Raw genomic sequence first — 19,638 nt, forward strand, 5'->3', positions numbered from 1 at the left:
TTTAGTTTTGTCCTTGAATTTTTTCTAATAATTCTGGATCAAATGTTTGATTTTTTAACATCGCAATTTCAAAGCCGTAAGGGGCCTTTTTATTTTTTTTGTCTTCTCCGACATAAGGTGTTTCTAAAATTTTTGGTAAAGCAGTTAATTTTTCATGGTGAACCACACCGTTTAAAGCTTCAAAACCAATAGTGCCAAAACCAATATTGGCATGACGATCTTTATGTGAGCCCATAGGATTTTTAGAATCATTCACATGAATAACTTTTAAACGATCCAATCCGATAATTTTATCAAATTCAACTAATACGCCATTAAAATCATCTTTTACATTATAACCTGCATCATTAATGTGGCAAGTATCCAGAGTGACAGAAAGTTTATCATTTAGCGTAACTCCGTCAATAATTGCAGCTAGTTCATCAAACGTACGGCCGATTTCGGTTCCTTTACCAGCCATTGTTTCTAAAGCGATTTGAGGGATTTGCTCTTTCCACAAGACTTCATTTAGACCTTTAACAATTTGTTTGATGCCGGCTTCTGGACCTGCACCAACATGCGCACCTGGGTGTAACGTGATTTGCGTTGCTCCCAACGCTTGTGCTCGCTCAATTTCTTGTCGCAAAAAGTCTACGGCAAAACCGAAATTTTCCGTTTTGATTGTATTGCCTAAATTAATAATATACGGGGCATGAACGACGATATTACTTAAATTGTGTTCCTTCATAAACGCTTGCCCAGCTTCAATATTCATTTCTTCAATCGGTTTCCGGCGCGTGTTTTGTGGCGCACCTGTATAAATCATAAAGGTTGTTGAGCCATAACTAGCCGCTTCCTCGGCAGAGCCTAATAGCATTTTCTTGCCACTCATACTAACGTGTGATCCTAATAACATGTGGTTCCTCCTAATAATTCTTCTTTTTCTTTTGGTAGTGTTGATACTGTTGCAGCCATTCTTCAAGCGTGATTTTTGTTACTAATTCGCCAATTAGTTCATAGGGTATTCGCTTAGGATTAGTGAAGCGAAGACAACTTTTCCCCATGTTTAGCTTTGTTGACACTTGTTCCTGATAGGCTTCTTGAAACCAACTTCGGACGGCTTCATTTCCCATTAATCCCATGTGATATAAAGCTACTTGCCTTTTAGTAGCGCCTAAGCTGATAAATGGTAACGGTTCATCCACGCGGTTAAGATAGCCTTCTGGAAATACTGAAAGCGGCACAACAAAGGTTGGCATGCCATATTGCATTGTTAATTCAAACCCTGCTGGCAAATTTTGCGAAACGACATCTAATACTTGCTGATAAGCAATTCGCCAGTTTGGTTCAACTGTTTCGATGTATGCTGTAACTGTTTCAATTGACTGCGCCATTATTTCTTCCTTTGCTGATAAAGCGCTTTGGTTTTATAGCCTTCTTTTAAAATGACTAACATTTCAGTTTGCCGCTTTTTCCGTGTCTCCGCTCGCTTTGCACTAAATACATACCGCGCCCACTCTTTTTGATAACCAGGCGTTAATGCAGCGAATGTCGCTGCAGCAGCTGGTTCTGTTTGTACCAACGCTTCAATTTCTGGTAAATATTGAACATAATCCCCAACAGCAGAACTGGTCTGATTCTTCGCTGGCTTTTTAAGAACATTCTTCATGCCGACAACCGTAAAAGTCTCATCTAAACTAACCATGCGATTAAATTTTAAGGTTGAGCCTTTAATATACCCATCTGCCTCGTTTACTTGTAATGTTGGAAAAATTTCATCTCGGTGGACAAAGGTTGGATAGATTTTATTGCCTTTTTTCGGATAAGCCACATATAACAACCCATTTTCTACTAAATGTTGACCTTCAATCACCATTGAAACAATCTCTTGAAATTCCGCCATCGTTTTCACAAATGCAAAAATCAGCTCAACTGGTTCTGAGGGTAATTGCTGCGCGTCTGAAGCAAATTCAGATAGATACTCTGCCTGTGGTCTATTTAAAATAACTGGGTGCTGATACTTCGTTAAGTTTAACTTTTCGACAATTGATTTCATAACCTACTCCTTATAGCGACTGCACTTTTTATTCTAGCATAGCACAAGTTATCTGTAATTGAATATGCCCAATAGTAAAAAAGAGTTTTTTGTAACAGAATTAATCCCAATTTATCTTTTTTAAAAGCGAAAGCTTGGAACCTGTTGTCTAAACGACCTTCGTCCCAAGCTTTCATTTTTTTAGTATTTTAACAAGAAATATTTTTTCTTCCCGCGACGAATCACAGTAAATTGTCCTTCGATTTTATCAGTTTCTGTCAATTCAGCTGCTAAATCTTGTCGACGTTCTCCATTGACGTAAATCGCTCCATTTTGTACATCTTCACGGGCTTGACGTTTGGATGGTTCTATTTTTGAGGTAACTAATAAGTCAACTAAACTTAATTGATCCTCTGGTTGCACCTCGTACGTTGGTACATCTTTAAAGCCTTGTTTAATTTCTTCTGCTGTTAAGCTTTGGATATCCCCGCTGAATAAAGCTTCTGAAATTTTAACCGCTTGATGATAGGCTGCTTCACCGTGGACTAAAGTAGTCACTTCTTTGGCTAACGCTTTTTGCGCAGCACGTTGCCCTGGGTTCGCTGTAAATTCTTCTTCAATTGTTGCAATTTCATCCAATGTTAAGAAAGTAAAGTATTTCAAGAATTTCACGACATCACGATCATCTGTGTTAATCCAGAATTGATAAAATTCATATGGCGAAGTTTTTTCCGCATCTAGCCAAACTGCGTTTCCTTCTGTTTTACCAAATTTGGTACCATCTGCTTTTGTAATTAAAGGCATAGTTAAGCCAAATCCTTGAACTTCTTGTTCTCGGCGTAATAATTCAATCCCTGAAGTAATGTTTCCCCATTGATCACTGCCGCCTAATTGCAATAAACAACCTTCTGTTTCGTACAATTTCAAGAAATCATATGCTTGTAATAATTGATACGCAAATTCAGTATAAGAAATTCCTGTTTCGATTCGGCGTTTCACGCTTTCTTTACTCATCATATAGTTAATTGTAAAGTTTTTTCCAACATCACGTAAGAAATCAATTAACGAAAGTTCTCCAAGCCAATCATAGTTATTTGCTAGAATCGCTGGATTTTTTTCATCTTCAAAATCGATAAAACGTGACAACTGGCCCTTAATACTTTCAGACCAAGCTTTCACTGTATCAAGTGTGTTTAAACTACGTTCTGCATCTTTGAATGATGGATCACCAATCATGCCTGTTCCGCCACCAACTAAAGCAATAGGCACATGACCATTTTGTTGGAAACGACGTAACATAAGAATTGGCAGTAGATGCCCGATGTGTAAACTGTCTGCCGTTGGATCAAAGCCGATATATAATTTAACAGATTCTTCATTTAATTGTTTTTGTAAGGCTTCTTCATCTGTGACTTGGTAGACCAACCCACGGGCTTTTAATTCTTCAAAAAAAGCTGAATTCATGATTTTCCTCCTATAGTAAAACATAATAATAGATCAAATTCCCCTATTCATAGTAACCGATTCTGTCACACTTGAAAAGTCAAAAAATGAGATTTACCTATTTTCTCTTAAGTTTTTTCAACAAAAAATGGCAATTGGTGTAGAAACTATTCATAGAAGCTTTTTTTTGCTATAATAACACAGAATGTATCATTTTATTGAGGTGAAGCTTTTGAAAAATAATTCAAGTAACAATAAGCAAAAACCAAAGACCTCTTCTGGCGGCAATGTCTTTTTACTTATTTTAAATGTCATTATTCGCGTTTTTCAGTCATTAGTTGTTTTTGGGGTTATTCTGATTGTCTTAGGTGGCTCTCTTGGCTTAGGTATCGGAATGGGCTATTTTGCTTTTCTAGTTGAAGATACACAGCCCCCAACGAAGGAAGAATTGCAAAAAGAAATCAGTGATATTACCGAAGTGTCAAAAATGACTTACACAGATGGTACTCCGATTGCTAACATCAAATCAGATTTAATTCGGACACGAATTAATGGCGATCAAATGTCTCCATTGCTAAAAAAAGCCATTATTTCAACAGAAGATGAATATTTTGAAGAACATCATGGGGTAGTACCAAAAGCGCTAGTTCGAGCGTTGATTTCTGATGCAACAGGTATCGGCGGTTCTTCTGGTGGTTCAACATTGACTCAGCAATTGGTCAAGCAACAGATTTTAACTGACGAAACGACTTTTAAACGGAAAGCCAACGAAATTTTATTAGCTTTACGCATTGAAAAATACTTTTCTAAGGACGAAATCGTGACAACTTATCTAAATGTCTCCCCTTTTGGTCGTAATAACAAAGGTGAAAATATTGCAGGCGTGGAAGAAGCAGCCAAAGGACTCTTTGGTAAAAGTGCCAAGGACTTGAATCTTCCTCAAGCGGCCTTTATCGCAGGACTTCCCCAAAGTCCCATTGTTTACACGCCCTATACTAACACTGGTGCCTTGAAAGACGATTTGTCTTTAGGAATGAAGAGAAAAGATTTTGTTCTTTTCAGTATGTACCGAGAAAAAGCTATTTCGCAAAAGGAATATGAAGAAGCCAAAGCTTACGACTTGAAAAAAGACTTTTTACCAACTGAACAGGCCAATGTCAATACAGAAGGCTATCTATACTATACGGTGTTAGATAAAGCAGTTGAGATTGTCATGGATTTAGATATGAAAAAAGCTAAAGTTAATCGTGATGATTTAGATCAAGTTGGTTTAGATCAATATGAAGAACAAGCACGTCGCGAAATCCAGTCACAAGGCTATACAATCCAATCGACCATTGATCAGAATATTTACAACACGATGCAAACCGCTGTCGCAAATTATGGTTATTTGCTTGATGATGGAACTGCAGATGTCAATGGGAATACAATGATTGAAACTGGGAATATTTTAATGGATAACGCTACTGGTCGTATCCTCGGTTTTATCGGCGGCAGAAACTTCGATATTAATCAAAACAACCATGCCTTTAATGCCGATCGTCAAGTTGGTTCTACGATTAAACCAATTTCTGTCTATGGTCCTGCGATTGATCAAGGAATCATTGGTTCTGAAAGTCGTTTGGCCAACTACACGACTACTTATTCAGATGGTACTCCTTTTGCTAACTCAACAACTGTGGATTTAAATCAATTTGTAACCGTTCGAAATGCGTTAAACTGGTCTTTTAACATCCCTGTGTATCATGTAAATGAAGAATTGAAAAAGAAAAAAGGTGATGATAATTTTTCTTACAATCACTACTTAAGTAAAATGAACTATCCAGCTTCAGATGCTTGGGCTTACGAATCTGCGCCATTGGGTCCAGTAGAAACAAATGTTGTAACTCAAACAAACGGTTTCCAAGCACTTGCTAACAAAGGTAAATATCAAAAAGCCTACATGATTGAAAAAATTACAGACAATAGCGGACATGTAGTCTACGAACACAAAGATGAAGGAACGCAAGTTTATTCACCGGCGACCGCTTCTATTATGAATGACTTGTTGCGCTCAGTGGTGGATTCTGCGAATACAACAAAATTCAAACCAACGTTAGCTGGCTTGAATCCTCATTTAGCTAGTGCTGATTGGGTCGGAAAAACTGGGACAACTGATGACTATAAAGATTCATGGCTGATTGTCTCTACCCCAACTGTGACACTAAGTTCTTGGGCAGGACATGATCTACCAGCGCCAATGACGATGACCAGCGGCGACAATAATGGGAATTATATGGCGAACTTAGCCAACGCGCTGTACTATGCGAATCCAGAATTGTTTGGCATTGGTCAAAAATTTGAATTAGACCCAAGTGTTATTAAATCAAAAGTTTCTGAATTTACTGGTGAAAAACCTGGCTCAATTACCTATAATGGTGCCAAGTTCAATACACCTGGCAAAACAACGACTTCATACTATGCCAAAGATGGTGCACCACAAAGTACCTATAAATTTGGGATCGGTGGAACAGACAGCAATTACGCTTCTTACTGGGGAAATCTTGCTCCACGTGCCACTACAAATAATAACAACAACAATAAAAACAACGATAATAAAAAGAACAACTAAAGAATTTGGTAAGTTAAGCTTGTAACCAAAATTATGTAAAAAAGTAGAGACGTAATCCATCAATTGATGAATTACGTCTCTACTTTTATTGTTTCTCTTATTCTTTACCATCGATACTAGCTCGAGCTATTCAAAAATAGCTCCTACATTTAATGAAATAATATGCAGCAATCAACCTATTTTAACTAAAATAATCCCTTTCTGTTTCTCAAAACAATAGCAGATACTATTAAACTTATTAATACATAGACAACTATCATCTTTAAAGAAAAATCAAATGTGAGACCTATCTCATCCATCGGCTCATACCCATTTCCTCCATTAATAATTTTGGGAAAATTCATATAAGATGTAAAGAAAAATTTATTGGAAAGCATGCTAAATCCTGAAGATAATACCACACCAACAATTAGCAAGCTATGAACAATCAAATTTCCAGTAAACAGTGAAAGCAAGAAACTGAATACTGTCAATGCTAATAACAGCATACCAAACATAATTAGGCTTCTCGACAAATAGTTAGAAAGAGAAATGATTGTAACACTTTGTCCCTTTTCAATAATCGCGACTGGATAATCAGGGTTTCCCAGACCATTTTTGAAAAATGCACTGATTACAGAAAGAAAGATTGACAGATAAGAAACCAATCCGACTGTAAACAAAATACTACTTATTTTAATAGAATATTTTTTCCATAGTTTTAAGGGAAGGCCGTTCCATAAAGAAACAGTATTTTTTCTTTTTTCTAAAGTTGCGAGCGCTATAATCATTAAACTAGGGATAATTAATAATAATGTATATGGAAAATCCATCGATAAAAGAAAACCTAGGTAATTCAAAGCAGGCATTTTAGCAACTTCAGAAGAATCCACTTGTTTGATCCTGTTTTCAGATAAATATTGCAATTCTTTGACTCTTTTTTGTTGCTCAATAATTGGTATACTGTACAACGTTCCTTTTAACATTGCGTTTAAATTACTTTCTTCCAATTTTTTCTCAGCTTCTAATAAAGCCCATTCATCACCAATTTTGATGGCATTAATTGCTTTCCTTAATTGCTCACTTTCATCTTCTATCTCATTTAAAGTTTCTTTTGCTGCAGGTTCATTTTTCATTTTTTCTTTCGCTTGTTCGTTATTTTTGATTCGGTTTTCATATTGCATTTCTTTAAAAGAAAGTTGTTGGGGTTGAGCTAGTAACGGATAAATTAACATTAAAATAAAGGCTACAAACACAAACCACAGACTCTTCTCTTTCAATATTTTTATCGTTTCTATCTTAAGCATTTCTCTCTTCTCCTCTTAAATATAAGTTATCATATTGTTCACGTAAAGAAAGGTTACGTTGATCATTCTCAACCAACTTTTTATTTTTCATAAATAAAATACGTGTACATGTGTGTTCAACATTATACAAATCATGAGAAGATAAAATAACTATTTTATCTTTAGAAACTATTTCTTTTAAGCACATTATGAATAAACTAACACTAGTAGGATCCAAGCCATTAAAAGGTTCATCTAACAAAAGTATTGTTGCATCACTTGCTAAATACATCGCTAATAATACATGTTGTTTCATTCCGAGCGATAATTTTTTTATTGTTCTATTTTGATATTCTTTCATCTTTAATTGTTCAAAAATATGCTCTATATCGCTATTACTTTTCCAAGCGGCTTTAATATATTCAAGATGTTCTTTCGGCGTCAAATAATCATATAAATTTTTACTACTTTCAAGAAAAAATAGTTCTTTTAAATACGTTGCACCTCTACTATTGTAATCAATCTTATTTAAACTAATATTTCCATTTTTTCTAGGGATTAAACCAGATATAGCTTTAAAAAACGTGGTTTTTCCAGTTCCATTAGGAGCAACTAAGCCAATTATTTCACCAAATTCAGCTTGCATAGATAAATTTTCTATAATTGTTCTATTACCATACTCGACAGTTAATTCTTTTACCTTCATAGAAACACCTCTTTTTTTAATCTAAAGATACCATAAAAATCATTTGTTTCCAATGAAATTAAAATATTTTTAATTTTTACTTAATTTTTGAAATGATATATGATAAAATATGTATTGAATAAGGAATTATTCAATATATATTTAAAGGAGTAGATGAATTATGAAGAAAAAGGTAATTGTTGGTACGTTCTCTCTTTTGACTAGTTTTTTTATTTCAAGTGTTATATCTCCTAATGAAGCGGATGCTGCGTACTATGAAAATGTCCCTCATACTGCTGATCAATGGGAGTATAGAACAGGATGGAGCGGCCTGATTAATGTGCATTATAAAACATTAAGATACCCTAGAGGCTACAATAGAAGTTACTATGCTCGTCGTCCAAAGACCTGGCATTTTCCAGGTCATTACAAACATTATTGGGTATTCTCTTATAGAACTTGGTAACAAATTTAAACTAAAAAGATATTAAGCAAATAAAAAAGTACAAGAAGAAATCATTTTCATGATTTCTTCTTGTACTTTTTTGCATTTCTAGTAGAATTTTCTCTTATTTTGTTGAACCTTTTTGATCAATTCCATAAGGTAAAACAACTGTTTTTTCTTCAATTTCTTCTTTGTTCATTAGTTTTGTTAATAAACGCATTGACACGGCACCGATATCATATAAAGGTTGTGTAATACTTGATAGACGTGGACGAGAGACTTCTGTAAGCAATGAGTTATTGCTTGTAATGATTTCAAATTCTTCTGGAACTTTCACACCAGCATCTAGCATCCCATCTAATAAACCAATCGCTAGCTCATCATCTGTAACAAAGGCAGCAGTTGCCCCACTATTACGGACACGCTCAGCCAAATTAATCCCTGCTTTAAATTTATATTCAGATTCAAAAACTAAGCCTTCATTATAAGACAAGCCATTTTCCGCTAAGGCTTCTTTGTAGCCTTTCATTCGGTTTTGACCATTAATTGGATCGATTAATGCACCACTAACAAAAGCAATTTTTTTGTTCCCATTTTTCGCTAGAGTCGCTGTTGCATCTTTCGTTGCTTCTGTGTAATCAATATTAACGCTACCAACTTGTTCGTCTGGATCAATTGAACCTGCTAAGACAACAGGTGTTTTTGAACGTGAAAATTCACCACGAATATCATCTGTAATGCGATGACCCATAAAGATAATCCCATCTACTTGCTTGGCAAGTAAATTGTTTAATACAGTAACTTCTTTTTGATCGTCTCCATCTGAATTAGCTAAAATGATATTATATTTATACATTGTAGCCACGTCGTCAATGCCACGTGCTAATGAAGCAAAAAATGCATTACTAACATCTGGAATAATGACACCCACTGTTGTCGTTTTTTTACTTGCTAAACCACGTGCGACTGCGTTAGGACGGTAATCTAAGCGATCAATCACTTCTAAGACTTTTTTACGCGTTGCTGGTTTTACATTGGGATTACCATTGACAACACGAGAAACAGTAGCCATAGATACATTTGCCTCTCTAGCAACATCATAAATTGTAATTGTTTGTTTTTCCATGTTTCTTCTCCTATAAATATGAATTTGTTCTCATTTTCTGAAAACACTGTTTACATTTCTTTCCTAGCCTAGAATATCAAAATTCTTCTATTTTTGCAACCGTTTTATCGTTTTTTCATGAAAATTTACTTTCCATTTCAAAAGGAACTTTTTGTCATTTCATGTTATGATAGTACTGTGATTCACTTCAGAATAAAAGAAAGAAGGATGTTTTATGAATCAAGAAAAAATTGCCGATTTAAAAAATTGGATGCACCAAGAAAAGATTGACTTCACTTATATTAGTGATCCTGGTCATATCGCTTACTTTTCCGGTTACGAAAGCGAACCTCATGAACGCGTGTTAGCTTTGTTTATCGCTGCGGACGACCAATCATTTTTATTTACACCTGCATTAGAAGTCGAAGATGCCGAAAATAGTAGTTGGACTTATCCCGTTTATGGTTATTTAGATAGCGAAAATCCTTGGGAAAAAATTGCGGCATTATTAAATAAACGAACACAAGGCACGCCACGCTTTGCTTTAGAAAAACAAGCTCTTTCTTTAGCTCGTTTCGATCAATTGAAAACCTATTTCCCAGCTAGCGATTTTTCGCATGATGTTACGCCTTTAATTGAAAAACTTCAATTAATTAAAACAGAACCTGAAATTCAACGTTTACTAGAAGCTGGTAGTTGGGCGGATGTCGCTTTTGAGATTGGCTTCAAAGCAATTCAAGCAGGCGTTGCGGAACAAGAAATTGTTGCAGAAATCGAGTATCAATTAAAACGTCAAGGTATTCGCTCGATGAGTTTTGATACGTTAGTCTTAACAGGAAAAAACGGAGCTAGTCCTCACGGGGTACCTGGCGAAACAAAAATTGAGCCCCATGACTTAGTGTTATTTGATTTAGGTGTCGTTCATAATGGCTATTGTAGTGATGCCACACGAACAGTCAGCTACTTGGAACCTTCTGATTTCCAAAAAGAAATTTATGGAATTGTTTTAGAAGCACAATTAGCAGCAACTGAAGCGGTGAAACCTGGTGTTACAGCAGGCGAATTAGATGATATTGCTCGAGGTGTAATCACAAAAGCTGGTTATGGTGAATACTTTAACCATCGCTTAGGCCATGGCATTGGAACCACTGTCCATGAATACCCATCGCTGGTTCATGGCAATGATTTAGTCATTGAAGAAGGTATGTGTTTCTCTATTGAGCCCGGTATTTACATTCCTGGAAAAGTAGGCGTTCGTATTGAAGATTGTTTACACGTAACCAAAACAGGTTCCGAACCATTCACTAAGACAACTAAAGAATTGCAAGTTATTCAATAGCATAAAAATAAAATGAGGCTATCAGTCAACCGGACTGATGGCCTCATTTCTAAATTTTAAGGCAAGCCGCTGAACAAAAGCAACACGATCCGTTGCTAACTTTCATAAGCTAAACGCTTGTTACCCTTTAAATTCTTTTTTTACGTCTTTCGCTGCATCTTTAACATCTTCTTTTGCTTCTGCAGCTTTTTCAGGAACATCTTTGGTGGCTTCTTTTGCTTCACCGACACCAGCAGAAACAGTTTCTTTGGCCGCTGCCGCAGAATCTTTAACGTCAATATAGATATCTTCTGCTGCATCTTCGGCAATTTCACCTAAATCTTCCGCGTGATCTTGAGCATCGTCAGCTGCTTTTTTAAATTGATCAGATAAATCACCTGTTTGTTTTTTAAAGTTATCAAGCATGTCGCCAGAAACACCTTGTGCCTTATCTAATGAATCTTTTGTTTTTTCTTTGACAGAACCTGCCAAATCAGAGGCTTGATCTGATAAAACGCCGGCTTTTTGTTTTGCGATTTCTGTTAATTCTGTTCCTTTTTGAACAGCATAATCTGTGTAATCTTGCGCTTTGTTTTTTAAATCATCTGTTTGATTTGATAAATCATCACGTAATTCTTTACCTGATTTTGGTGCAAGTAATAATGCGGCAACGGCTGCTGCTGTTCCACCAATTACTGCTCCTAAGAAAAATCCGCCTTTTTTAGCCATAAAAATCTCCTCCAATTAGTTATTTGTTTTTTTATTTTTTGAACGCATTGCTCTAAAAGCAGAACCGCCTACTTTACTCACTAAACCAGCTTTCGCTGTGCCTTTCCCTACGGTTCCTACCTTCGTAATCAAATGTTTACTTGAGGTGTTCAATTCAGAGACACTTTCGCTTAAATCAGCAACGGCCGTAAACAACGGATCAATCGTTGCCACTTTTTGATTCACATCTGTCAATAGTTCATTACTTTTAACAAGCAAGCCTTCCACTTGGCGACTCAATACATTCACATCGCTAGTCACGACTTTGATTGTTGTATTTGTTTCATCAATTGTATCTTCAATTTTTGAAACAACTTGAGAAACTTTATATAACACAAGTACTAAAAAGATGACTAAAACAACAAATGCTACCGCTGCAATTAAGGCAGCAATTTCCCCACCTGACATATCATTACTCCCCTCTGAAATTTTATTTATAATCTTAGGATAACACCAACTTATATTTTTCACAACTCATAAAGCTAAGAATGACAATTTATTTTATAAAATTCTCATGCCCTTTTCTTTAAGACAATAAGCGTAAAATTTCCTTCTAACGAATTGAAATTTTACGCTTATTTTTATTTATTTTTCTTTTGGTTGCTCTTTTTTCGCTAATTGAGCACCTAAATTAATAATGTATTCTCGTAAATTATCTTTTACTTCTGGATGAGTCAAACCATATTCAATGCTTGTTTTCATAAACCCAAATTTATCGCCAACGTCGTAACGTTCTCCTTTAAACTCACGAGCAAAAACGCGTTGTGTTTTATTTAAAGTGTCAATCGCATCTGTTAACTGAATTTCGTTACCAGCGCCTGGTTTTTGATTTTCAAGTACATCAAAAATTTCAGGGGTTAATAAATAACGGCCGATAATCGCTAAATCACTTGGTGCTTCCTCAGGTTTTGGTTTTTCAACAAAGTTCTCGACATTGTATAGTCCTTTTTCGATTTCTTTTTCTGGATTGATAATACCATATTTTGAAGTATCTTCATGGGGTACTTTCATTACCGCAATTGTCGAAGCATGTGTTTGTTCGTAATCATCCATTAATTGTTTCGTTAATGGCACTTTATCTTCCATTAAATCGTCGCCTAACATCACGACAAAAGGTTCATTGCCAACAAATGCTTTCGCTTGTAAAACAGCGTGACCTAAGCCTTTCGGATGGGATTGACGAATAAAATGTAAATTAACATCCGTTGTTTCTTCGACTAATTTCAATAAATCGGTTTTATTTTTTTCTTTTAAATTATTTTCTAATTCAACATTTGAATCGAAATGATCTTCAATCGGACGTTTGGCTTTACCTGTCACAATTAAAATATCCTCGATTCCTGAAGCTAGTGCTTCTTCTACAATAAATTGAATCGTTGGTTTATCAACAATCGGTAACATTTCTTTTGCCATCGCTTTAGTAGCCGGCAAGAAACGTGTTCCTAACCCAGCTGCTGGAATAACTGCCTTTTTAACTTTCATCTTTTTTCCTCCTAAAAATCAAGTGTAAATTCGTTTTCGGTTTTGCCATCGCGCAACATGATTTCTTTTGCTGCTTGTTGTACATCTTCGTCATTGTACAAGACATTGTAGATTGTTTCTGTGATTGGCATTTCGACTTCTAGTTGTTGTGCCAATTCATAGGCTGCTTTAGTTGTTGAAACACCTTCCACAATCATGCCCATGTTTTCTAAGACTTCATCTAACTTATGACCTTTTCCTAATAAATTACCCGCACGCCAATTTCGAGAATGGACACTTGTACAAGTAACAATTAAATCCCCAACACCACTTAAACCAATAAATGTTAATGGGTTTGCTCCCATCGCAACCCCTAAACGACTAATTTCTGCTAAACCACGAGTCATAATTGCCGCTTTGGCATTATCACCAAAGCCTAAGCCATGAATCGCTCCGGCGCCCAAAGCAATAATATTTTTTAAGGCCGCCCCTGTTTCTACACCAATCACATCATCATTCGTATAAATTCTAAAGTAATCATTCATAAATAACTCTTGCACATACACAGCGTCTGCTAAATTTTCGCTTGCTGCTGTAATGGTTGTGATGTCATGAACAGCGACTTCTTCTGCATGGCTTGGACCAGATAAAACCACAATCCCCTGCCGTTTTTCTGCTGGAATCTCTTCCGCTATCACTTCTGAAATCCGCTTATGTGTACCTTGCTCGAGCCCTTTACTTGCATGAATAATAATTGGTTTTGTTTTTAAATGTTGGGCCACTTCTTGTGCTACTGAACGAATGGCTTTAGTTGGTACCACAAACAGTACCGCATCAACATCTACTAAAGCAGTGGCTAAATCAGTGGTTGCCTGAATTGAAGTAGGTAAGATTAATTCTGGTAAATAATGTTTGTTGGTATGTTTTGTATTTATTTCATCAATTTGCTCTGGTTTATTTCCCCAAATACAGACCTCGTGTCCATTTTCGGCTAATACTTGAGCTAAAGCTGTCCCCCAGGAACCTGGTCCTAAAACAGCGACTTTTTGTTTCATCGGTGAAACTCTCCTTTCGCTAAACAACGTTGCTTCTCTAGTTTACCATATTCTTCGATCAAGTTGGATTAAGAAGTTGTTATTTTTTTCTTTTGTTTCTCCCGATTGTAAAATTTCAAATTGGGATTCCTTCTACGAACAATCACAATAACAATTGCTGCCACGAACATCACTAAAGACAACAATTGTGAGACACGAATGTTACTAAACGCATACAAACTGTCCATCCGTAAGCCTTCGATGAAGAAACGGCCGAAAGAATACCATATTATATAACCTAAAAAGACTTCGCCTTCTTTTAAAAAGTGTGGCTTTTTGCGTAATAACAATAAAACGATAAAGCCTAAAACATTCCAGACAGATTCATATAAAAATGTTGGCTGATGATACGTTCCGTTGATATTCATGTTATCAATGATAAACGTTGGTAAATGGAGATTTTCTAAAAATTGTCTGGTGGTCGCTGGCCCATAGGCTTCATGATTCATAAAGTTGCCCCAGCGACCAATTGCTTGCGCTAAAATCACACTTGGTGCGGCAATATCTAAAAAAGTCCATGTAGAAATGAAACGATGACGCGTAAAGAAAAACAGCGCCAGTCCCCCACCAATAAGACCACCATAAATCGCTAAGCCACCATTTCGAGTAAAGAAAATTTCAATCGGATTGTCTACGTAATCCTGCCATTGAAAAGCGACGTAATACAAGCGCGCGCCAACAATTGCTGCTGGTAATCCCCAGAGCATAAAGTCAAAGACATCATCTTCTTTTAAACCAACACGAACGGCTTCACGACTACTTAGCCAAACAGCTAAAGCAATCCCTGAAACAATAATAATTGCATACCAATAGACGGGAATACCGAAAAGGCGAAATGCAATTGAATTCACTTGAGCTAACATCATCACATCTTCTCCTTCTATTCTCCTGAATTTTCTTCAATTAAACGGGTTAAGCGCTCTTCAAACGTTTTTGTTGCATCATAGCCCATTGTTTTCGCGCGGAAGTTCATTGCTGCTACTTCAATGATAATGGCCACATTTCGGCCAGTCTTAACAGGAATGCGAATCTGAGGGACATCAACGTTAGCTATTTCAACCATTGCATCATCACTACCGAGGCGATCATATTTCTTGTCTTTTTCCCATGCCTCTAAATAAACGACCAATTGAACTTGCATAAAGCCGCGGACCGCACTAGCTCCAAACAGGTTCATGACGTCAATAATCCCGATACCACGAATTTCAATTAAATGCTGCAAAATTTTTGGTGGCTCTCCCACCACGGTTAATTCATCTTGCTGATAAACATCGACACGATCGTCTGCGATTAGCCGATGGCCACGTTTAATAAGCTCTAAAGCTGTTTCACTTTTACCAATACCGCTATCTCCTTGAATCAAAACACCAAGTCCATAAACATCAACTAAAACCCCATGGACACTTGTCCGAACAGCTAAGCGACCATCTAAATAACTGGATAGTTCCCCTAATAAACGGGAAGTTGAAATCGGTGAACGTAACACAGAAACCCCATTTTCTTTTGCTGCTGTAATCAATTCTTCGGGGATTTCTAGTCCTCTGGATACTATAAAGGCTGGAGTATCTTTCGCACATAAACGGCGCATCACTAATAAACGCTCTTCAGGCATCATTCGTTCCGCAAAGGTAATTTCTTTGCTCCCAAATAATTGTAAACGATCATGGGAATAATAATTAAAATACCCAGTTAATTCTAAGCCTGGCCGGGAAATTTCACCAGTTTTAATTGTTCTATTTAAGCTTTCTTCATCTCCGTAGACTACTTCTAAAGAAAGATTTTCTACCAGTTGATAAATCTTTACCACTTCTGTCATATCGAATGTCAGTCCTTTCTGCTACTTGTTATATTTTATCATTTAAAAATACAAGTTTCTAGCTATTCACTAGATAATTCCTAGAATTATCATATTTCAAAAAAATGAAACTATTTTTCAGTGAAATTATCTATGCTATTTCTGTTACTTGACTATTTCAGAAAACTTTGTATACTTGAAGCCGATCCTTTTAAGAAAAGAGGAAACTTATGAAAGAATATTTAAAGGAAAAAGCCCATCAATTACCGTTAACGCCTGGTGTTTATTTAATGAAAGACGCAACCGACACAATTATTTATGTGGGCAAAGCCAAAAAATTGAAAAATCGCGTGTCAAGCTATTTTATTAATAGTCATCAACATTCTCGAAAGACGATGCGCTTAGTCAAACAAATTATAGACTTCGATGTTCTCCATACTGACACAGAATTGGATGCGCTCCTCCTAGAATGTCAACTGATTCAACAGTACCGGCCGCGCTATAATCGCCAAATGAATGCTTATGAACAATATTCTTATGTATCAGTAGCCGTTAATGAGCGGCAATTAGAGATTAAACTCTTAAATATGCCCACTAAAGAGAACTGTTTTGGTCCTTATTCGATTCGTCGAAAATTAAACCGTTTAAAAATAATTTTGGATAGTATCTACGATCTCGTCCCAACCAACTATTGGCATCAAACCTTTCAAAAAGAGAGTGCCATTCCGACCGAACTATTTCAACAAGAATTGTTCGACTTTTTCCATAATCAAGGACGAGAACCAATCAAACGAATTGCTCAACAAATGCAAGAAGCTGCTGAAAAACAAGCCTTCGAAAAAGCAGCAAAACTCAAAGAAGATTGGCTCTTTTTGACGCGCTTTGCAAACCAAAATCAACGAATTAGTCAAGCTAACCAACGAGATTGTCAACTGATGTGGTTACCTTGTCAGAAAAAAATCAAATACTATTTAATTTACCAAGGCTTGGTGGTAGCAACACGTGTTGTAACTAAACAAACGTTTCAAAAATATTCACCGCTTGAACTAGCAAAAAAAATCATGCCCAAAAAACCACCGAAAACAATTGAGCATTACTCGAAGCAACAAGTTGATTTTTTAAACATTTTATATGGCTATATCAGCCGCCATCCAGAATGTCACCTAGAAAATTTAACCAGCGAAAAAGCCTGAAGAACGCATTTTATGCTACGTTCTTCAGGCTTTTTTATTCATATTTAGATAAATTGTGATCCGTAACGATCGTATTGACAATTGACATAATTACAGCCATTAGCACCGCTGCCCAAAAACTTGAGAAGCCAAAGTTCATTTCCCCCACAAAAAACGAGGTCATTTGTAAAATCGCTGCATTGACAACAAAGCTAAATAGACCAAACGTTAATAAAGTAAATGGGAGCGACAAGATTGTTAAGACTGGTTTCACCAACATATTTAGGATTGAGAGAACAAAGGCGGCAATAATTGCAGGCATTATGCCTCTCACATGAATCATGCCAGGAAAAACAACTGATAAAGAAATGAATGTCAGTGTATTAACAACCAATCGCTGAAAATATGTCATTAAAAGTCACTCCATTCGTCATCATCAATTTTTTCCGCTTCTTTACGTTGCTTTTTATTGGCAGCATAAGGATTTTCATTGCGAACATTTCTATTATAAGGATTTTGATGGCCGTAGCCGCGATCGCTTCCTGTTCTTCCAGAAGGGATCAAGACTGCTAAGGCAATGTATAAGAGAATGCCTGGAAATCCTGCTGAGAAAAAGCTGAGCAAGACATAAACGACACGAATAATTGTTGGGTCAATTCCTAGCCAATCAGCAATCCCAGCTAAGCTTCCTGTTAAAACCACGTTATTCGGAGATTTTGTTAGTTTTCTTTTCATATGTTTTCACCTCGTCTACTAAATTTTACACTAGAAAGGCTGATTCGTCAGCCCATCTAGCTTAAAATTATTAATTATTTATCCGTATCTTTTAGGAAAATACTTCCCGTTGTTGTAGAAGCATTAATTTGAGCCATTGATTCTTCCAGTACACGTCTAAAATGTAATTGTTGATTGCCGCGATCTTTCTTTTCACGAACAACTTCAATATCTGTTAAACGGCTGTTAATACTACCTAAATTAGTTTTCACTTGCCCTTCAACGCCTAAGTCATTTGGCAAGGCCAACTTGATATTCCCATTTGCAGAGCTTGCTTCAACACGGCGAAGCGTTTTTTCTTTAGCTGTAATGCGGATATCTCCATTAATCAGAGAGACACTTAGACTTTCTGGTGCCGCGGAAATAGACACATCACCATTGACTGTTTCAATAATGTTATCTAAAATTGTTCCTTCTAGGACTTTAATTTCACCATTCACGCCTTCAATTTCTAACATAGTTGCATCAATTTTTTTAAACGTAATCGTCCCATTCGTTGATTTTGTGTAAACATCTTTCGCTGTTAACTCTTCTACTAAGACATTTCCGTTTAATAATTTAACAGATACATGATCGTAAGTGCGTTTTGGTAAATAGAACGTTAAATCTGCTTTCACCCGTTTGTTTGGCACTTGGAAAGAAATTGTTTCGTCATCCACATCAATGTCACTTCGTTCTAAGAAAGCTTCCATTGGTGAATCTCCTGCCATTTTACCATATAATTTGATTTTTGCTTCGACTTTCACATCTTCTTGATCCCAAGTTTTGAAAACCACGGTACCATTTGCTACCTTGACATCAATTAAACTTGCTTGTGGATTTGGATAGTTAAACTCATGTTCAAACTTAGTTGTTGCCACACCAGGAACTTTCATTTTAATGTCTTTCCATTCCACATTATCATTCATGGTATCACTGAAAGAATTAAATGTTTTTTTCAAGAATTCTCCCACTTGGCCGCCAACTTCGGCAACTTTGCCGCCGACTTGGTTAAAGGTGTCTGTGGCTTGATCTTTCCACTCTTCAGAGAATTGAGAAGAAACTTTTTCTTTTGTATCATTCCATTGACCCTTCCATTGTTCTTTGCGAATGTTTTTTAGTTCTTCTTCCAGTGCTGTTTTTTCAGTACTTTGAGTCGCTAATTTTTCTTCTAATTGTGCAAGTAAAACATGCAAGTCTTTTCGTTGGACTTGTTCATCTTCTGTTAATGCATCTAATTCTTCTTTTGTATCTAATGTTCCAATTTCTTCTGCGACTTCTTTAATTTCTTCTTTGATGCCGGCAATTTCTGCGTTGACTTCGTCCAATTCAGCCGAAGCACGATTGGCTTTTGTCGCTAACTCATCAAGAATTCTTTCTAAGTTTTCACGATCTTTTTCTGCACTGTCCTGTGTATTTTCTTCAAACGAATCAACAGTAGGTCCTTCTGATTCGCCTTTTTCTAATGCATCCATTAAATCTGCGACTTGATCTTCTTTATTTGTTGTTCCAATATTTTGTGTATCGACTTTTTCAGCAGCTTTTTCGATTTGTTTTTCATCTTTTTCAGTTGCCATATTTTCTAATAAAATTAACGCTTCTTCTGACGTTAGAATACCTTTTTTCACTAATTCTAATACGCGTTCTCTTTCTTTCATGGATATTGCCTCCTTAGCAAATTTTTCACTCAATAGTGTTTTCCTTACATG

21 protein-coding genes are annotated in these 19,638 nt (G+C 36.3%); 4 read left to right on the plus strand and 17 right to left on the minus strand.

Features of this window, described 5'->3' with window-relative positions; translation table 11 throughout:
- Nucleotide 1: 1 nt before the first annotated feature.
- The 5 genes from IGJ52_RS07455 to tyrS are packed head-to-tail and all read right to left on the minus strand — an operon-like array spanning nucleotide 2 to nucleotide 3,478.
- A complete protein-coding gene (locus IGJ52_RS07455; protein ID WP_104843976.1) occupies nucleotides 2–895 on the minus strand; it encodes a deoxyribonuclease IV in 894 nt (297 codons plus the stop codon).
- A 10-nt stretch (nucleotides 896–905) separates the two neighbouring features.
- A complete protein-coding gene (locus tag IGJ52_RS07460) occupies nucleotides 906–1,373 on the minus strand; it encodes a DUF1801 domain-containing protein (RefSeq protein ID WP_024041789.1) in 468 nt (155 codons plus the stop codon).
- Nucleotides 1,373–2,035, minus strand: coding sequence for a YdeI/OmpD-associated family protein (locus tag IGJ52_RS07465; RefSeq protein ID WP_438792002.1), 663 nt, complete (start codon nucleotides 2,033–2,035; stop codon nucleotides 1,373–1,375). The genes IGJ52_RS07460 and IGJ52_RS07465 overlap by 1 nt, the downstream gene beginning before the upstream one ends.
- Nucleotides 2,032–2,211 carry a hypothetical protein gene (locus IGJ52_RS07470; protein WP_002365741.1) on the minus strand — a complete coding sequence of 60 codons (180 nt, stop codon included), beginning with the start codon at nucleotides 2,209–2,211 and terminating at the stop codon, nucleotides 2,032–2,034. The genes IGJ52_RS07465 and IGJ52_RS07470 overlap by 4 nt, the downstream gene beginning before the upstream one ends.
- Before the next feature lie 4 nt (nucleotides 2,212–2,215).
- Complete coding sequence (gene tyrS, locus IGJ52_RS07475; protein ID WP_002357324.1) at nucleotides 2,216–3,478, minus strand: tyrosine--tRNA ligase; 1,263 nt, start codon at nucleotides 3,476–3,478, stop codon at nucleotides 2,216–2,218.
- 184 nt (nucleotides 3,479–3,662) lie between these two features.
- On the opposite strand from tyrS, the gene IGJ52_RS07480 reads away from it, so the two are divergent.
- Nucleotides 3,663–6,068 carry a transglycosylase domain-containing protein gene (locus IGJ52_RS07480; RefSeq protein ID WP_438792003.1) on the plus strand — a complete coding sequence of 802 codons (2,406 nt, stop codon included), beginning with the start codon at nucleotides 3,663–3,665 and terminating at the stop codon, nucleotides 6,066–6,068.
- A 185-nt stretch (nucleotides 6,069–6,253) separates the two neighbouring features.
- Here the strand turns inward: IGJ52_RS07480 and IGJ52_RS07485 are convergent, their stop codons facing one another.
- Both IGJ52_RS07485 and IGJ52_RS07490 read right to left on the minus strand, forming a co-directional pair.
- Nucleotides 6,254–7,354, minus strand: coding sequence for an ABC transporter permease (locus tag IGJ52_RS07485; protein WP_002420132.1), 1,101 nt, complete (start codon nucleotides 7,352–7,354; stop codon nucleotides 6,254–6,256).
- The gene (locus tag IGJ52_RS07490) at nucleotides 7,347–8,039 is read right to left on the minus strand and encodes an ABC transporter ATP-binding protein (protein ID WP_002420131.1); all 693 of its coding nucleotides are present in this window, start codon (nucleotides 8,037–8,039) and stop codon (nucleotides 7,347–7,349) included. Before IGJ52_RS07490 ends, IGJ52_RS07485 begins: the two co-directional genes overlap by 8 nt.
- 160 nt (nucleotides 8,040–8,199) lie before the next feature.
- Here IGJ52_RS07490 and IGJ52_RS07495 point away from each other — a divergent pair, with 160 nt between their 5' ends.
- On the plus strand, nucleotides 8,200–8,484 hold the full coding sequence (locus tag IGJ52_RS07495; protein WP_174121744.1) for a hypothetical protein: 285 nt from the start codon (nucleotides 8,200–8,202) through the stop codon (nucleotides 8,482–8,484).
- Nucleotides 8,485–8,587: 103 nt separating this feature from the next.
- Here the strand turns inward: IGJ52_RS07495 and ccpA are convergent, their stop codons facing one another.
- Nucleotides 8,588–9,589, minus strand: a complete 1,002-nt coding sequence (ccpA, locus tag IGJ52_RS07500) for a catabolite control protein A (RefSeq protein ID WP_002357319.1) — start codon at nucleotides 9,587–9,589, stop codon at nucleotides 8,588–8,590.
- Between the two features lie 214 nt (nucleotides 9,590–9,803).
- Between ccpA and IGJ52_RS07505 the strand changes: the two genes are divergently transcribed.
- Nucleotides 9,804–10,907, plus strand: a complete 1,104-nt coding sequence (locus IGJ52_RS07505) for an aminopeptidase P family protein (protein WP_173975051.1) — start codon at nucleotides 9,804–9,806, stop codon at nucleotides 10,905–10,907.
- Nucleotides 10,908–11,027: 120 nt separating this feature from the next.
- Here IGJ52_RS07505 and IGJ52_RS07510 read toward each other — a convergent pair whose 3' ends face one another.
- The 6 genes from IGJ52_RS07510 to hprK form a co-directional block, all read right to left on the minus strand.
- On the minus strand, nucleotides 11,028–11,615 hold the full coding sequence (locus tag IGJ52_RS07510; protein WP_010715256.1) for a YtxH domain-containing protein: 588 nt from the start codon (nucleotides 11,613–11,615) through the stop codon (nucleotides 11,028–11,030).
- Between the two features lie 15 nt (nucleotides 11,616–11,630).
- On the minus strand, nucleotides 11,631–12,062 hold the full coding sequence (locus tag IGJ52_RS07515) for a DUF948 domain-containing protein (RefSeq protein WP_002357316.1): 432 nt from the start codon (nucleotides 12,060–12,062) through the stop codon (nucleotides 11,631–11,633).
- A gap of 177 nt (nucleotides 12,063–12,239) precedes the next feature.
- Nucleotides 12,240–13,136, minus strand: a complete 897-nt coding sequence (gene galU / locus IGJ52_RS07520) for a UTP--glucose-1-phosphate uridylyltransferase GalU (protein ID WP_002357314.1) — start codon at nucleotides 13,134–13,136, stop codon at nucleotides 12,240–12,242.
- Between the two features lie 11 nt (nucleotides 13,137–13,147).
- Nucleotides 13,148–14,170: an NAD(P)H-dependent glycerol-3-phosphate dehydrogenase gene (locus IGJ52_RS07525; RefSeq protein WP_002357312.1), complete on the minus strand. Its 1,023-nt coding sequence runs from the start codon at nucleotides 14,168–14,170 to the stop codon at nucleotides 13,148–13,150.
- A gap of 68 nt (nucleotides 14,171–14,238) precedes the next feature.
- Nucleotides 14,239–15,072, minus strand: coding sequence for a prolipoprotein diacylglyceryl transferase (gene lgt / locus IGJ52_RS07530; protein WP_002408908.1), 834 nt, complete (start codon nucleotides 15,070–15,072; stop codon nucleotides 14,239–14,241).
- A gap of 17 nt (nucleotides 15,073–15,089) precedes the next feature.
- Nucleotides 15,090–16,025 (minus strand): HPr(Ser) kinase/phosphatase, encoded by a 936-nt coding sequence (gene hprK, locus IGJ52_RS07535; RefSeq protein WP_002357309.1) that lies wholly within the window; start codon nucleotides 16,023–16,025, stop codon nucleotides 15,090–15,092.
- A gap of 209 nt (nucleotides 16,026–16,234) precedes the next feature.
- Here hprK and IGJ52_RS07540 point away from each other — a divergent pair, with 209 nt between their 5' ends.
- Nucleotides 16,235–17,197: a GIY-YIG nuclease family protein gene (locus tag IGJ52_RS07540; RefSeq protein WP_113792550.1), complete on the plus strand. Its 963-nt coding sequence runs from the start codon at nucleotides 16,235–16,237 to the stop codon at nucleotides 17,195–17,197.
- A 34-nt stretch (nucleotides 17,198–17,231) separates the two neighbouring features.
- On the opposite strand, the gene IGJ52_RS07545 is transcribed toward IGJ52_RS07540, so the two are convergent.
- The 3 genes from IGJ52_RS07545 to liaX form a co-directional block, all read right to left on the minus strand.
- On the minus strand, nucleotides 17,232–17,588 hold the full coding sequence (locus IGJ52_RS07545; protein WP_002357307.1) for a phage holin family protein: 357 nt from the start codon (nucleotides 17,586–17,588) through the stop codon (nucleotides 17,232–17,234).
- Entirely contained in the window at nucleotides 17,588–17,911 is a 324-nt protein-coding gene (locus tag IGJ52_RS07550) for a PspC domain-containing protein (protein ID WP_002357306.1), read from the minus strand. The genes IGJ52_RS07545 and IGJ52_RS07550 overlap by 1 nt, the downstream gene beginning before the upstream one ends.
- A gap of 74 nt (nucleotides 17,912–17,985) precedes the next feature.
- Nucleotides 17,986–19,587: a daptomycin-sensing surface protein LiaX gene (gene liaX, locus IGJ52_RS07555; RefSeq protein WP_002360155.1), complete on the minus strand. Its 1,602-nt coding sequence runs from the start codon at nucleotides 19,585–19,587 to the stop codon at nucleotides 17,986–17,988.
- Nucleotides 19,588–19,638 lie beyond the last annotated feature (51 nt).

The organism is Enterococcus sp. DIV1758 (assembly GCF_051711985.1).
Taxonomy (GTDB): Bacteria; Bacillota; Bacilli; order Lactobacillales; family Enterococcaceae; genus Enterococcus; species Enterococcus faecalis.

Coding starts and splice junctions, on each gene's coding strand:
- IGJ52_RS07455 (WP_104843976.1), bottom strand. CDS start 895: ATGTTATTAGGATCACACGTTAGTATGAGTGGCAAGAAAATGCTATTA.
- IGJ52_RS07460 (WP_024041789.1), bottom strand. CDS start 1,373: ATGGCGCAGTCAATTGAAACAGTTACAGCATACATCGAAACAGTTGAA.
- IGJ52_RS07465 (WP_438792002.1), bottom strand. CDS start 2,035: ATGAAATCAATTGTCGAAAAGTTAAACTTAACGAAGTATCAGCACCCA.
- IGJ52_RS07470 (WP_002365741.1), bottom strand. CDS start 2,211: ATGAAAGCTTGGGACGAAGGTCGTTTAGACAACAGGTTCCAAGCTTTC.
- tyrS (WP_002357324.1), bottom strand. CDS start 3,478: ATGAATTCAGCTTTTTTTGAAGAATTAAAAGCCCGTGGGTTGGTCTAC.
- IGJ52_RS07480 (WP_438792003.1), top strand. CDS start 3,663: ATGTATCATTTTATTGAGGTGAAGCTTTTGAAAAATAATTCAAGTAAC.
- IGJ52_RS07485 (WP_002420132.1), bottom strand. CDS start 7,354: ATGCTTAAGATAGAAACGATAAAAATATTGAAAGAGAAGAGTCTGTGG.
- IGJ52_RS07490 (WP_002420131.1), bottom strand. CDS start 8,039: ATGAAGGTAAAAGAATTAACTGTCGAGTATGGTAATAGAACAATTATA.
- IGJ52_RS07495 (WP_174121744.1), top strand. CDS start 8,200: ATGAAGAAAAAGGTAATTGTTGGTACGTTCTCTCTTTTGACTAGTTTT.
- ccpA (WP_002357319.1), bottom strand. CDS start 9,589: ATGGAAAAACAAACAATTACAATTTATGATGTTGCTAGAGAGGCAAAT.
- IGJ52_RS07505 (WP_173975051.1), top strand. CDS start 9,804: ATGAATCAAGAAAAAATTGCCGATTTAAAAAATTGGATGCACCAAGAA.
- IGJ52_RS07510 (WP_010715256.1), bottom strand. CDS start 11,615: ATGGCTAAAAAAGGCGGATTTTTCTTAGGAGCAGTAATTGGTGGAACA.
- IGJ52_RS07515 (WP_002357316.1), bottom strand. CDS start 12,062: ATGTCAGGTGGGGAAATTGCTGCCTTAATTGCAGCGGTAGCATTTGTT.
- galU (WP_002357314.1), bottom strand. CDS start 13,136: ATGAAAGTTAAAAAGGCAGTTATTCCAGCAGCTGGGTTAGGAACACGT.
- IGJ52_RS07525 (WP_002357312.1), bottom strand. CDS start 14,170: ATGAAACAAAAAGTCGCTGTTTTAGGACCAGGTTCCTGGGGGACAGCT.
- lgt (WP_002408908.1), bottom strand. CDS start 15,072: ATGTTAGCTCAAGTGAATTCAATTGCATTTCGCCTTTTCGGTATTCCC.
- hprK (WP_002357309.1), bottom strand. CDS start 16,025: ATGACAGAAGTGGTAAAGATTTATCAACTGGTAGAAAATCTTTCTTTA.
- IGJ52_RS07540 (WP_113792550.1), top strand. CDS start 16,235: ATGAAAGAATATTTAAAGGAAAAAGCCCATCAATTACCGTTAACGCCT.
- IGJ52_RS07545 (WP_002357307.1), bottom strand. CDS start 17,588: ATGACATATTTTCAGCGATTGGTTGTTAATACACTGACATTCATTTCT.
- IGJ52_RS07550 (WP_002357306.1), bottom strand. CDS start 17,911: ATGAAAAGAAAACTAACAAAATCTCCGAATAACGTGGTTTTAACAGGA.
- liaX (WP_002360155.1), bottom strand. CDS start 19,587: ATGAAAGAAAGAGAACGCGTATTAGAATTAGTGAAAAAAGGTATTCTA.